Below are 13,620 nucleotides of genomic sequence, written 5' to 3' on the forward strand. Positions count from 1 at the left end.
GGCGAGCAGCACGTTCGTCCAACCCTCCAGACCCGACGGGTCCGGACCCCGACCCAGGAACGTCTGGTAGTAGCCACCAGCGCGGATCGCCGCAGCCTCGAAAGACCACCAGATCGAGTCCACCACCCAGGCCCGGCCCTTCGACGAGACCTGCGCCACCCACGACGCGACCTCAGCATCAGAGGCCCCCCGGTGCAGCATCGTCGTGTACAGCCGCTGGACATACCCCTGCCACGTCCCACCGGACGCCGTGAAGTACTCGTCCGAGTCGTAGAACCGCCGCTGCACGTCATCGACCGTGCCGTACCCCGCACGGATCTGCTCCAACCACGCCTTCGCACCCGCAGGCTCCGGTGCACGACCCAGCACCTCGTTGTACGCCTTCGACACCCGCAACGCGATGTACTCATCGCTACGCGTCAACGCAGCCACCAACGCAGGCTGACCCGTCCCCGACAACAACGCCGCAGACCAACCCTGCAGACCCGTCGGATCCGGACCACGGCCCAACAGATCCATGTACATCGCCCGCACCACCGACTGAGCCTCCGCGTACTGCCGGCTGTCGTAGTTGTTGGTGGCCATGGACCGGATCTGCGGAAGGACCGCGTATCCCCCGTTCCCGGGGCACGCGGTGTAGGCGACGTCCCGGTGCCCGAAGACCCGGGGAAGGGTCACCGTCTGGTTCTGGAAGCGGGAGTTCTCCCCCACCCCGGTCGCGTACTGCATCGTCCCGCTCGGGTTCACGTTGTATGCCGAGAGCCGCCAGCCGATGATCCGCGCGACGGTGTCCACCGTGGCGGGCGGCGGAGCCGCGTCGTACGTCCCGAGCATCGCGACGCCGACCGTTCCGGTGTTGAAGCCGCCCGCGTGCACCCCGATGACAGGTGAGTCGAGGCTGTGCGCGCGCCCCTCGTAGAGGTTTCCCCACTTGTCGACGATGAAGTTGTAGCCGATGTCGCACCACCCGCGCCCATCGATGTGGTAGCGCTGGTCGTTGCGGATCTGCTGGGCCGCCTCCGCGACGGTGTTGTAGCTGTTGGATCCGGCTGTGTGGTGGACCGCAGCGCCGACGAGGCTGGAGGCGACGTCGGGCGTGCACACCGGAGCGGCAGCACCCCATTGGTCACGCGTGATCACGGCCGGCGGCGCCCCGGCCGTCACGAGCGCAGCCGACGAGATCACCGGCTGCTCGTCCACCGACGCCCGTGCCGACGCCGGAGTCGAGAAGACGGCGGACTGCACGGACGCCCGAGCCGCCCCGTTCAGCCGAGCCGAGTCGATCGAGGCCGACGGCTTCGGCCCGGCAGAGCCAGCGTCCTCGCCGGACCCGACCAGGACTACGTTCAGGTCCGACGACGGCGACGTCGGGGAGTCGGCACCGAACGACAGCTGCAGTGCGTCCGCGTCGCCGAACCACAGGGGGTGGGTCCCGCCCCGGGTCGATCGCTGCGCATCGGACGTTCCGGGATCGGGAGCCGACTCCTCGGTCTCCAGGGCCTGCCACGCACCCCACGAGCCATCGTCGTCCCGCCAACGGACCTCCGCGTCGAGCTGGTCGACCGCCGTGCCCGCGTCAGGCGCCCAGGTGATGCCGACGGTCTGATAGCCCTCGGCCTCGATCGTCTCGGTGACCACGCGGTCGCCGTCGACCTGGTCCGCAGTGAGGGCATCCTCGGGCACCGAGCTCGGTGCCTCCACGACACCCTCGTCGGTCACCGTCGGGACCACCAGCGGGATCTCGTCGAAGGCGTCCTCACCATCCGGTGCGCCCGAGGGTTCGTCGGTAGCGACGGCGGTCGCTCGCGGTGGCCCCTCGGCAGACGGCAGCGCGGCGGGCAGGCCCACGGCGAGGACAACGGCGATCACGAGCTGCGGAAGCATAGGGGTGTCCTGACATCGACGGCGCTGCGGTACTCGAGTGTTTGTCGATGCCGCTCATGGATCAAGCACCGCCACGCCCAACCGATGTGAAGGTTCTCTGCTGGATCGGCCCCGAAGACGTCGATCATAGACCGTCGTGCTGGGCGGGTAGGCTGTGGCGGCTTCTCACCCCGTCCCTGGAGGTTCGCTCTCGTGCGACTGCTCGTCACCGGCGGCGCCGGCTTCATCGGCTCGAACTTCGTCCACCAGACGGTCCGCGACCGCCCGGATGTGCAGATCGTCGTCCTCGACGCGCTCACCTACGCCGGCAGCGAGGCGAGCCTTGCGCCGGTGCGCGGGTCCGTGGAGTTCCGCAAGGGTGACATCACCGACGCCGAGCTCGTCGACGAGCTGGTCGCTCAGGCAGACGTCGTCGTGCACTTCGCGGCGGAGTCGCACAACGACAACTCGCTGCACGACCCGTGGCCGTTCGTGCAGACCAACGTCATCGGCACGTACACCCTCCTCGAGGCCGTGCGCCGGCACGGGGTGCGGTACCACCACATCTCGACCGACGAGGTCTACGGCGACCTCGAGCTGGACGACCCGGCCAAGTTCACGCCCGAGACCCCGTACAACCCGTCGAGCCCGTACTCGTCGACGAAGGCGTCCTCCGACCTCCTCGTCCGGGCCTGGGCGCGCAGCTTCGGCGTGCAGGCGACGATCTCGAACTGCTCGAACAACTACGGGCCGTACCAGCACGTCGAGAAGTTCATCCCGCGGCAGATCACCAACCTGATCGACGGTGTGCGCCCCAAGCTGTACGGCAGCGGCCAGAACGTGCGCGACTGGATCCACGTGGAGGACCACAACTCTGCCGTCTGGGCCATCATCGACGGCGGCCGCCCGGGCGAGACCTATCTCATCGGTGCCGATGGCGAGGAGACCAACCAGCAGGTCGTCGAGGCGATCCTCGAGCTCATGGGCCGGTCCCGGGACGACTACGACCTCGTCAGCGATCGCCCGGGACACGACCTGCGGTACGCGATCGACGCCTCCAAGCTCAAGGAGGAGCTCGGCTGGGAGCCTCGGTTCGGCAGCTTCACGGATGGACTCGCAGCGACGGTGGCCTGGTACCGCGAGAACGAGGCCTGGTGGCGGCCGCAGAAGGACGAGACCGAGGCCCGCTACAGCGGTCTCGGGCGCTGACTTGACCAACGAGGCGGCGTCACAGGGAGGCTCGTCGACGGAGACCGAGGACGAGTCCCTCCCCCGTTCCCCCGCAGCCGAGGCCGGGCAGCACGAACAGAGTCAGTCGGCTGCGCCGGAGGTCGACCCGGAGGCGTCGGCGGCACCAACGTCCACCCGCGCCGGCCGGCTCGGACAGCGGACGGCCGCTGGTGCGGCAGCGGCATGGCCCTACGCGCTCGCCGCGGCGATCGCCTTCGCGGCCGCGCTCTGGACCTATCGCCCGTGGGCCTTCGGCTCGGCGATCGCGACCCCCTCGGGCGACTCCCTGGCATTCCACGCCTGGGTGCAGAACATCATCGAGTCAGGCTGGTACGAGCACGGCACGCGCCTCGCGGCGCCGTTCGCTCAGAACAGCCACTCGTACAGCGTCACGGACGAGCTCCTGTTCGGCCTCGTGGGCAAGGTGCTCGTCCCGCTGACCGGCAGTGCCGGTGCGGCAGTGACCTGGTTGCTGATCCTGTCCTTCCCCGCCGCAGCGGCGCTCGCCGTCGTCGCCGCCCGCACTCTGAGCGTGAGCAGGGCGGCGAGCGTCCTCGTCGGAGTCGCGTTCGCCCTGCTCCCTGACCACTTCCTGCGGGGCACCGGGCACTTCTCGCTGGCACAGTCCTGGGTCGTGCCGCTCGGCGTGATCGCGGCCACGTCGCTCGTGCACCCGTTCCAAGGGATGCGTCGTCGGCGCTATGTCATCGAGGGCGCCGTCCTGCTCGGCTGTGCGTCCATCTCGCTCGTCAACGCCTACTACGCGGTGTTCGCGGGCCTGCTCGTGGTCGGCGCCGCCCTGGGGGCGTGGCGAAAGTTCGGTCTGCGTCGCGCCATCGCGCCGGCGGCGCTGCGTGCTGCGGCACTGGGCACCCCGCTCGTCGTCGCCATGTGGCTGGACAAGCTCTACCTGCCGTCGCCCCTCGGCTACCCGTCGATCGCACTGTCGCGGTCGGCCGCCGACGCCGACGTCTACTCCGGCAAGCTCCTGGCGTTCCTGCTGCCTGCGGCGCAGCACCGCAGTGGGCTCTTCCGCAGCATCCGCAACAGCTACGACTCGACGTTCCCGAACCCTGCCGAGCAGCCGGCTCTGGGCGCCGTCGCTACCGTGGCATTCCTTGCGCTCATGGTCTGGGCGGTGCTCGTGTACTGGCGCCCGCGCGCCGCCGAGACCTCCCCGGTCGTCGCAACCCTCGCGGCGCTGACCTGGGTGGCGATCATCTGCTACACCGTCGGTAGCATCGGCGAGCTGTGGGCGTTCGTCCTGAACGGGGGCGGCCTTCGGGCGTGGAGCCGGATGCACATCTACATCGCCCTTCTCGCACTGCTCGCGGCGGGTGTCACGCTGGACAAGATCCGCCGGCGCTGGGTTCTGTGGTCGACGGTCGCCGCGCTCACGCTGGTCGCCGTCGTCGACCAGACGAGTCCGTGGTACCGACCTGACCCGGGTGTGGCCGTGGCGACCGAGAAGGACGTCACCGACTTCACGTCGCAGATCCAGGACGACATGCCGTCCCAGTCGCTGATCTACCAGTACCCCGACGTCTCGTTCCCCTTGTCGTTGACCGACACGGCGCCAGCGTCGGCGTACGACGGCTTCCTGCCGTACCTGTACTCCGACGGTCTGCGCTGGTCCTACGGTGGCCTGCAGGGCGATCCCAAGTCGGACTGGCAGACAAGCCTCGGGCAACGGCCCTTCGCACAGCAGGTCCCGCTTGTGCAGGCCGCCGGATTCACGGGCCTCGTGATCGACACCACGGCGCTCACGAACAATCCGGTGGCTCTCGCCACCGCCCGTACGGTGCTGGGTAGGCCGGACGTGACCAGCGGCAGCGGCCGATGGGAGTTCTACCGCCTCGACAGCACGGATCCGACCTGCATCGCCGGGACCGACGACCTCTCGGACGTCGCTCTGGCACCGCCGATCCTCTACCCCGGGGTCGGGACACACCCGACCGGCAACGTGCTGATCAATGACCAGCCTGGTCCCGGAACCCTGCGCATCCTGACGCTTCGCCCGGGTGGATGGGCCCACGCCGACACCACGTTCACCATCGAGGTTCCGACGTCAGGACTACGGGTGACATGGCCGGACGGCGCCCAGGTGGAGCTTGCACCCGGGGTCCAGGAGGTCCGCTGGTCCGGCGCGCTCACCGAGACCGAGTCGGTCGTCGGCATCGAGCGTCTCGACGGCAGCGCGACCCCGTTCAAGATGTACGGCTTCTCGGCCGAGCCGGGTCTGGGCGCCGCCGCCCAGACCTGCCTCGCGGCGCGCTCGGCTGCGGCGGCTCCGTAGCGCCGCCGGACAGCGCTACGCCATCACGCAGCAACGACCTCGTCGAGCTGCCGCACGACGTGATCGGCGATCTCGAGCGCCGATGTCGCCGCGGGCGACGGCGCGTTGATGACGTGCACCTGGTGCGGTGCGGAACGCACCAGGAAGTCGTCGACGAGCTGACCATCAGCCCGAAGTGCCTGAGCTCGAACCCCTGCGGGCGCCGGCACCAAGTCCTTTGCGGTGATTCCCGGGACGAGGCGTGCCAGGCTGCGCGCGAAGGCCGCGCGGGACAGCGACCGGACGACCTCGCGAGCGCCCGGCACGATGTTCCGGACGCCGAGCCGCCACGTTCCCGGCCACGACAGTGCGTCGGCGACGTCCGCTGCCCGGAAATCCGTCCAGGTATACCCCTCACGGGCCAGCGCGAGAACCGCGTTGGGGCCGGCGTGGACCTCGCCGGTGACCGACCTGGTCAGGTGCACGCCCAGGAACGGGAACCGTGGGTCTGGAACGGGATAGATGAGGCCCCTCACGAGCGACCGACGCTCCGGCACCAGCTCGAAATACTCGCCACGGAAGGGCACGATGCGGGCGCCCGGGTCCACGCTGCACGCCGCCGCGATGCGATCGGCGTGGAGCCCGGCGCAGTTCACCAGCGCGTCGACCGTCAGTCGCCCTGACGACGTCTCCACGACGATCGACCCGTGCTCGGTCCGTGCGGAGTCGAAGGACTCCCCCAGCCGCAGCTCGGCGCCGGCAGCCAGCAGGTCCGCGACCATGGCCTCGCACACTCCGGGATAGTCCACGATCCCGGTGCTCTCGACACGGAGCGCCGCGACACAGCTGACCTCGGGCTCGGACTCGCGCGCCTCGGTCGCGGAGATCAGCCGCGCGGGAACGCCGTTCGCGGTCGCGCGTTCCGCCAGGACGTGCAGCCTCGCGATCTCTGACTCGTCGGTGGCGACGACGAGCTTGCCGCAGGTCTCGACCGCGACCCCGCGCTCCTGGGCGTACCGCGTCATGGACCGTGCACCCGCGACGCTCATCCGCGCCTTGGCGCTGCCGGGTGGGTAGTACAGGCCCGAATGGATCACCCCAGAGTTGCGGCCCGTCTGGTGCTGGGCGATCCGCGGCTCCTTCTCGAGCACGATGACGTCGTCGCCGCGCCCGGCGAGCTGCCGCGCCACGGCGAGGCCGACGATCCCAGAGCCCACCACAACGATCCGAGCCATTCGCTCCCTGCCGCCTTCCGTCCTTGGATCCGTGAGCACGCGCCCACGCCCTGCGCTCCGCACGTTCCCCGACTACACCTCGATGCCGGGATCTCCGACGTAGGGGCCCTCGCGTCGCCGTGCGACCGCGGCCAGCGCCGCAGCACCGCCGGCCATCAGAAGGTCGGCGAGCGTGAACAAGACACGGGAGACGGCCGCGTAGGCGATCGCAGCACCGACCCCCACCAGCGGGGTGAGGACCGTGACGATCACCAGCTCACGCACTCCTGCACCCGACGGGAGGAGGATCGCGAACAACCCGGCGACCATGGCGATGCCCATGCTGCCGATGAAGAGGAGCAGCTGACGGCGACCGAGGTCGGCGTCGCTGCCGACGAGCAGCCAGAGCTGGACGCCGTAGCAGCAGTACGAACCGAGCGCCCAGGCGAGCGAGTGGAGCACCGTGCGCCGACGCACCGGGTGGGTCGGCCGAGGGCGACGCAGGAGCTTGAAGCCGAAGTTCGCGACGGCCGTCAGGACCTTGGGGTGCAGGCAGACGAGGCCGAACGGCAAGAGGACATACAGCCACCGGACCCAGGCGAGGCTGGGATCCTCGCTGACGAGCTGCGGCAGGGCGAGCGCGCCCACGATCAGTGCTCCGACGACAGCGACCATCAGCGAGAACACCGTCGCTGTGAACACCCGCGTCCGCGCGAGTCCGGCCCGGCGACCCAGCTCGAGCTGCAGGACATACGCCCACACCGATCCGGGCAGGTACTTGCCGAGCTGCCCGACCAGGAAGATCTGCCCTCCTCGGCGGATCCCGATCGGCGTGCCCAGATCGTCGACGAACACCTGCCAGCTCAATGTCCCGCACCCGATGCCGACGGCGACCAGCGCCGTGGCACCGACCACTGTGGTCCACGACATGTGCGAGATCGCGCGCTGGACCTCGGCCCAGTTGTGGAACAGGGTCCAGCTCGCGGCGGCGATGACCAGAGCCAGCAGCACGACCCTGGCGATCGCGATCACCCTCGGACTGAGCCGGGGTTTCGCCGCGACGGGCGGTGGGTCGACCACGAGGGCGTCCTTACCCGAACGAGCGGGGTCGTTGCCAAGGTCTGGCTGCAGCGTGCTGTCGTCCATGTGCCCTTTCATCGGCGCCCGCCATCACTCGACCTGCCCCAGAACGGAGGGTGACAGGGACGTCGGCGGAGCCCGATATGATTGACGCCGCCCAACATCGTAGTAGACGCGACGCGTCCCCCGGCCCACGAGCGCGTGGCTGGCGCGCCGCCGATGCGCCCGAGAGAACCGAGGCCCGCATGATCCCGATCTCCCAGCTCCGTCTTGGCACGGCGGTCGAGGACAAGGTGCTGCAGGTCATCCGCTCCGGCATCATCGCCCAGGGACCAGTCGTCGCCGAGCTCGAGCGCGGGTTCGCGGACATCGTCGGTACCGAGCACGCGATCGCGGTCAACAACGGGACGACTGCTCTCGTCGCGGCGCTCGAGGTGCTCGACCTGCAGCCGGGCGACGAGGTCATCACGAGCCCGTTCACCTTCGTCGCGACACTGAACGCGATCATCGAGGCCGGTGCTGTCGTTCGCTTCGGCGACATCTCGACCGCGGACTACAACCTCGACGCAGCCTCGGTGGCGCAGCTCGTCGGTCCACGGACCCGAGCAGTGCTCCCCGTCCACCTCTACGGCCAGACAGCAGACATGGCCGCTTTCAGCGACCTGACGACGAGCCACGGGCTCGCCCTCGTGGAGGACGCCGCGCAGGCCCTCGGCGCGTCGTTCGAGGGCAAGGGCGCCGGCTCGTTCGGAACCGGTTGCTTCTCGCTGTACGCGACGAAGAACCTGACCAGCGGTGAGGGCGGCATCATCACCACGAACGACGCCGCCACGGCAGACAAGCTGCGTGTGCTGCGCAACCAGGGGATGCGCCAGCGCTACCAGTACGAGATCCCCGGTCACAACTACCGGATGACCGACCTTCAGGCTGCCGTCGCTGTCCCGCAGCTGGTGACGTACCCGGAGCAGGTCAAGGCGCGAGCCGTCAACGCGGCACTGCTCTCCCACCTCCTCAGCGACATTCCAGGGCTCGTGCTCCCGTCGGCGTTGCCGGGACGTGAGCACGTGTGGCACCAGTACACGGTGCTCCTTCCGGCTGATCGCGCCGCGGACCGGGAAGCGATCGTCGAGGAGCTCGCCCAGCGTGGCGTGGGCTCGGGTATGTACTACCCGCGGCCGGTGTACGACTACGCCTGCTACCGCGAGCACCCGCTGGTCGTCCTGCCGAGCTCGCCCGTGGCCGAGGACGTCGCGGCCCGCTGCTTGTCGTTGCCGGTGCACCCCGGACTGTCCGAGGAAGACGTCACCACGGTCGCGACGGCTCTGCGCGCCGTCCTCGCCCGATGACGCGCCCGAACGTCGCACTCATCGGCGCGGGGTCGATGGGCACGAATCACGCCCGGGTGATCGCGGGTTCCGACCGTGCCGAGCTCACCTGGGTCGTCGACCCCCGACGTGAGGTGGGCGAGCCCCTCGCCGAGCGGTTCGGCGCTCGCTGGGCTCCCGACCTGGCCGGCACCGTCGGTACCACCGCGGTCGTGATCGCGGCAGCGACGGAGTGGCACCACCACCTCGCGACCGAGACGCTCCAGGAGGGCCTTCCGCTCTTGGTCGAGAAGCCCATGTGCCCGTCGCTCGAGGACACCGAGGAGATCATCCGGCTCAGCCAGAGCGTCGGTGCGCCCCTGATGTGCGGCTTCCTCGAGCGGTACAACCCGGCGTTCCTGGTCGCACGCGGCATGCTGTCCGAGCCTCGCTACGTCCGCGCGGAGCGACACTCCCCGTACGCCCCGCGCATCCGGACCGGCGTCGCGTGGGACCTCCTCGTCCACGACGTCGACCTGATCGCACAACTGTTCGGCGGGGCAGACCCGGACAGCCTCGCCGTCGAGGTGGGGCAGTACCACCCGCTCTCGAGCCCTGGCGCGGAAGACGTCATCGAAACGAGCCTGCGGTTCGCCGACGGCGGCATCGCCTCGGCCTCCGCGTCTCGGATCAGCCAGCAGAAGGTGCGCAAGCTCGTCATCCACGAGCTCGACCGCACGATCGAGGTCGACATGCTGCGCCGCGGGGTGACCTCGTACCGGCACGCCGTGGTCAAGGCGAACGACGAAGGCTCGACCTACCGCCAGGCGACGGAGATCGAGATCCCCGAGGTGATCGGCAAGGAGCCGCTGGTTTCACAGTTCGACCGGTTCGTCGACCTCATCGAGGGCAGGATCGACGCGGACGAGGAGCGCGCTTCGGCGCTACCTGCGCACCGGATCGTCGAGCGGGCGCTGGCAGCCTCTAGCGCAGCCGCGATCTGACGCGCTGCCGACGACGTTCAGTCCGTTCAGGGCTGGACCGGCGGAAAGCTGGCTCGGCCGTCCTCGTCGAACACGACGTCGGCGACCGCCCGCGCGGGCACGCCCGCGACCACGGTCCGAGGAGCGACGTCGGTGGTGACCACGGCCCCGGCGCCCACGACCGCCTCGTCGCCGATCGTGACACCCATGTTCACGACTGCATTGGCACCGATGAACACGCGGTCGCCGATGGAGACAGGTTTGCGCTCGACCTCGGTGAACCGGCGGCCGGAGACGCAGCGGCGAACGCTCGAGTGCGTGTAGATGTGGACGCCCGAGCTGATGTCGCAGCCCTCGCCGATCGTCAAGCCCCCAGAACCGTCGACGACCGTGAACGCCCCGATCCACGTGCCGGCGCCGATCTGCGGGGTGCCGACGACCCAGGCGAGCTCGTTGTACGGGTTGGCCGGAAGCGACCCGGCCGACCTGACCGACGCCACCGGCAAGGGCTCGGTCATCCGCCGGTCCGGATGAGGTCCGTCATCCCCGTGCGAACGTCGATCGTCGGCTCGAAGCCCAGGATCTCCTGTGCACGGCGGACGTCCGCAGCCCTGCGGCTCACCAGCACGTCGCGAGGGTTGAAGATCGGCTCGACGTCCGCACCGACCGCGTCGATCAGGATCCGCGCGAGATCGGCGATCGACGTGTCGATGCCCGTCCCGATGTTGATCGGCAGGTTCGCCTGCTCCGACTCCAGCGCGAGCACGGCCGAGCGCGCGATGTCGTGGACGTGGATGAAGTCCATCGACTGCTCGCCCGAGCCGTCGATGACGGGAGCCTCGCCGTTGCGGAGCCGGTTGACGAAGTGGTTGATGACCGAGGTGTAGTAGGCGGTCGTCTTCTGGCCCGGCCCGTACACGTTGAAGAACCGCAGCGCGATCCACGAGAGGTTTGCGCGTCGCTGGTAGAAGCCGAGCAGGTCCTCGCCGGCACGCTTGGAGATGCAGTACGGGGTCAGCGGGGACAGCTTGTCGTCCTCGTTCATCGGCAGGTGCTCCGGGTCGCCGTACACGGACGCGCTGGAGGCGAAGACGAGGCGCTCCACCCCGTGGTCGGCGGCCGCCGCGAACACGTTGTGGTTGCCGATCATGTTGATGTCCATGGACTCGTACGGGTCCGACTGGCTCTTGTTGATCGACACCGCCGCGAAGTGGATGACGTGGCTGCACCCCTTCATCGCCTGGTGCACGGCACCGCCGTAGCGCACGTCCTGGTCGATGAGCTCGACGTCACCGGCGGCGGCGAGCTTCGCGATCGCGTCGCGGTCCCCCCGGAACATGTTGTCGAAGATGCGCACCCCGTAGCCGCGCTCCAGCAGCATCGGGACGACGTGGAGGCCGATGAAGCCTGCTCCACCGGTGAAGAAGACGGTCTTCTTGGACATACGTGCGGTTCTCCTGCTCTCGTTGGTGCGCCGCTCAGCGGCGGTGGTCGGCCGAGGTGACGATGCGGCGGACACCAGCGGCGACGCGCTCCACCTCGTCATCGGTGAGGTTGGCGTGCATCGGGATGGCGAGATGACGGGCGAACAGATCGCGAGACACCGGCAGGTGCACGTCCGCGCGGTACACCGGCTGGACGTGCGACGCATAGGTGCCGAAGTTGCACTGGATACCCTCGGCCCGTAGTGCGCTCGCGACCGAGCCGCGGTTGACTTCGGCCCCGAGCGTGAGCACGTACGACTGCCAAGGGTGCTCACGGTCCTCGAGCGCGACGGGCAACGTGAGCTCGTCGACGTCGCCGAGAAGCTGGTGGTAGGCGCCCGCGACCCGTCGCCGCGCTGCGAGCAGCTCAGGCAGGCGGGTCACCTGGACCGACATGATCGCGGCCGCGACGTCCGAGAGCCGGTAGTTCCAGCCGGCCTCGTCGAACGACGGGATCGGCAGGTCTTGCGAGCCCGCACGCGCGAGCGCCGGCTCGATCCCGTAGGTGTGCAGCTTTCGAGCACGGTCGGCGAGGTCGCCGCGGTCCGTCGTCAGGGCTCCGCCCTCACCGGCCGTGATGCCCTTGCGGCCGTGGAAGCTGAACGTCGCGACGTCCGCCAGGGAACCGGCAGGGCGCCCGTGGTACGTGGCACCCGCCGAGCACGCTGCGTCTTCCATCAGCCACAAGCCGTGCTTGTCCGCGATTCGCCGGAGCTCGTCGTAGTCCGCGGGCTGCCCGAAGACGTCAACCGCGAGGATGCCGACGGTTCGCGGGGTGATCGCGGCCTCGACCGCAGCAGGGTCGATGCTCCAGATGTCGGGGCGCACGTCGACGAAGACGGGTCGCGCACCGGTCCACATCACGGCGTGCCCGGTGGCCGGGAACGTGTAGTCCCCGACGATCACCTCGTCCCCGGGTCCGGCGCCGAGGACGGTGAGGCCCAGGTGGAGCGCCGACCCGCAGTTGGACGTCGCCAGGACGTGCTGCGTGCCCGCCACCGCGCCGAACTGGTTCTCGAAGGTCTTGCACGCCGGCCCTGCTCCCGACAGCCATCCCGATGCGAACACCTCGGCGATGGCGCGAAGCTCGGGCTCTCCCACGGTGGGTTGCCCCAACGCGACATCCATGCGATCCACTCCCAAAGTCGGCGACAGGTTATCAGCGGTTCCTCGAGCACCTTCGCGCGCGATCGTGCGCCGAAGGTCCTGCTAGTGGATGTCCTGCACGACGTAGAGGGGTCGACGCCGTGCGTCGTCACCGGCCCGCGAGACGTACTGCCCCAGCACCCCCAGCGCCGTCACCTGGACCCCGACCGCTCCGAGGACGACGCCGACGAGCATGAGCCCCGTGCCCTGAGCTCCGGTCAGCGCCATCACGAGCGCGACCACGAGGGCTCCCAGGCCGAGACCGGCCATCACGACGCCCGCCAGCACGATCCACGTGAGCGGGACCGCGGAAAACTCCACGATGGAGTCCGTCACGAGCTTGACCTTCTTCGCGGACGTCCACTTGCTCTTGCCGTACGGGCGCGGCAGCTGCTCGAAGTACACGCGCCGCTGGTCGAAGCCGGTCCACGCGGCCATGGCGAGCACGTTCCGGTTCTGCTCAGGCATCGCGTTCAGCACGTCGATCACCCGTCGCGAGACCAGGATGTGCGAGGGCCCCTCCCTCGGGTAGGTGGGAACCGTCGAGATCGCGTGGAACGTGCTCGAGAAGGTCCGCGCGAAGAACTCGTTCGAACCTCCCTTCGATGAACGGACCGAACGCAGACCCCACACGAGGTCCGCACCGTCGCGCCACTGCTCCACGAAGCTGAACACCGCGCTGAGCGGCTCCTGACGGTCGGCGCTCAACGTGAGAGCGGCATCCCCTGTGCAGTGTGCGAAGCCGGCCGAGATTGCCGCGTGCGAGCCGAAGTTGCGGGAGAAGACAATGACCTTGGCCCGGTCCTCAGGACCAAGGAGCTCGAGAAGGGCGTCGGAGGTGCCGTCCGTGGAACCGTCGTCCACCACGACGAGCTCGAACTCGAGGTCCGGGACGGACGCTCGGATCTCCCGGTAGAACGAGACGATCTCGGCCGCACCCTCGTGCTCGTTGTAGGCCGGAATGATGATGGACAAGGTCCGCTGTGCTGACGTCATACGACTTCACTTCACTCGAGCGCACGCCGTGCGCGACACTTCCGG

The 13,620-nt window shown here is 69.2% G+C and carries 11 protein-coding genes; 4 read left to right on the forward strand and 7 right to left on the reverse strand.

The window, feature by feature from the left end; genetic code table 11:
- Nucleotides 1-1,884 (reverse strand): DUF4214 domain-containing protein (locus N553_RS0100035; RefSeq protein ID WP_028044837.1); only part of this gene is annotated, 1,884 nt, incomplete at its 3' end.
- Nucleotides 1,885-2,076: 192 nt separating this feature from the next.
- Between N553_RS0100035 and rfbB the strand changes: the two genes are divergently transcribed.
- Nucleotides 2,077-3,072: a dTDP-glucose 4,6-dehydratase gene (rfbB, locus tag N553_RS0100040; protein WP_028044838.1), complete on the forward strand. Its 996-nt coding sequence runs from the start codon at nt 2,077-2,079 to the stop codon at nt 3,070-3,072.
- Between the two features lies 1 nt (nt 3,073).
- Complete coding sequence (locus N553_RS0100045; protein WP_028044839.1) at nt 3,074-5,389, forward strand: hypothetical protein; 2,316 nt, start codon at nt 3,074-3,076, stop codon at nt 5,387-5,389.
- 23 nt (nt 5,390-5,412) lie between these two features.
- Here the strand turns inward: N553_RS0100045 and lhgO are convergent, their stop codons facing one another.
- Nucleotides 5,413-6,603 (reverse strand): L-2-hydroxyglutarate oxidase, encoded by a 1,191-nt coding sequence (gene lhgO / locus N553_RS0100050; RefSeq protein ID WP_028044840.1) that lies wholly within the window; start codon nt 6,601-6,603, stop codon nt 5,413-5,415.
- 72 nt (nt 6,604-6,675) lie between these two features.
- Entirely contained in the window at nt 6,676-7,728 is a 1,053-nt protein-coding gene (locus N553_RS20275; protein WP_051639707.1) for a lysylphosphatidylglycerol synthase transmembrane domain-containing protein, read from the reverse strand.
- Nucleotides 7,729-7,907: 179 nt separating this feature from the next.
- Between N553_RS20275 and N553_RS0100060 the strand changes: the two genes are divergently transcribed.
- Both N553_RS0100060 and N553_RS0100065 read left to right on the forward strand, forming a co-directional pair.
- On the forward strand, nt 7,908-9,008 hold the full coding sequence (locus N553_RS0100060) for a DegT/DnrJ/EryC1/StrS aminotransferase family protein (RefSeq protein ID WP_028044841.1): 1,101 nt from the start codon (nt 7,908-7,910) through the stop codon (nt 9,006-9,008).
- On the forward strand, nt 9,005-9,970 hold the full coding sequence (locus tag N553_RS0100065) for a Gfo/Idh/MocA family protein (RefSeq protein WP_028044842.1): 966 nt from the start codon (nt 9,005-9,007) through the stop codon (nt 9,968-9,970). The genes N553_RS0100060 and N553_RS0100065 overlap by 4 nt, the downstream gene beginning before the upstream one ends.
- Before the next feature lie 26 nt (nt 9,971-9,996).
- On the opposite strand, the gene N553_RS0100070 is transcribed toward N553_RS0100065, so the two are convergent.
- The 4 genes from N553_RS0100070 to N553_RS20280 all read right to left on the reverse strand — a co-directional run bounded on the left by N553_RS0100070 (nt 9,997) and on the right by N553_RS20280 (nt 13,575).
- Nucleotides 9,997-10,467 carry a DapH/DapD/GlmU-related protein gene (locus N553_RS0100070; RefSeq protein ID WP_051639708.1) on the reverse strand — a complete coding sequence of 157 codons (471 nt, stop codon included), beginning with the start codon at nt 10,465-10,467 and terminating at the stop codon, nt 9,997-9,999.
- Nucleotides 10,464-11,393: an NAD(P)-dependent oxidoreductase gene (locus N553_RS0100075; protein ID WP_028044844.1), complete on the reverse strand. Its 930-nt coding sequence runs from the start codon at nt 11,391-11,393 to the stop codon at nt 10,464-10,466. Before N553_RS0100075 ends, N553_RS0100070 begins: the two co-directional genes overlap by 4 nt.
- A gap of 34 nt (nt 11,394-11,427) precedes the next feature.
- On the reverse strand, nt 11,428-12,561 hold the full coding sequence (locus tag N553_RS0100080) for a DegT/DnrJ/EryC1/StrS aminotransferase family protein (RefSeq protein WP_034620354.1): 1,134 nt from the start codon (nt 12,559-12,561) through the stop codon (nt 11,428-11,430).
- Between the two features lie 81 nt (nt 12,562-12,642).
- Nucleotides 12,643-13,575 (reverse strand): glycosyltransferase family 2 protein, encoded by a 933-nt coding sequence (locus N553_RS20280; RefSeq protein ID WP_051639709.1) that lies wholly within the window; start codon nt 13,573-13,575, stop codon nt 12,643-12,645.
- Nucleotides 13,576-13,620 lie beyond the last annotated feature (45 nt).

The sequence above is a fragment of the Cellulomonas sp. URHE0023 genome, from assembly GCF_000688475.1.
Lineage (GTDB): Bacteria > Actinomycetota > Actinomycetes > Actinomycetales > Cellulomonadaceae > Cellulomonas.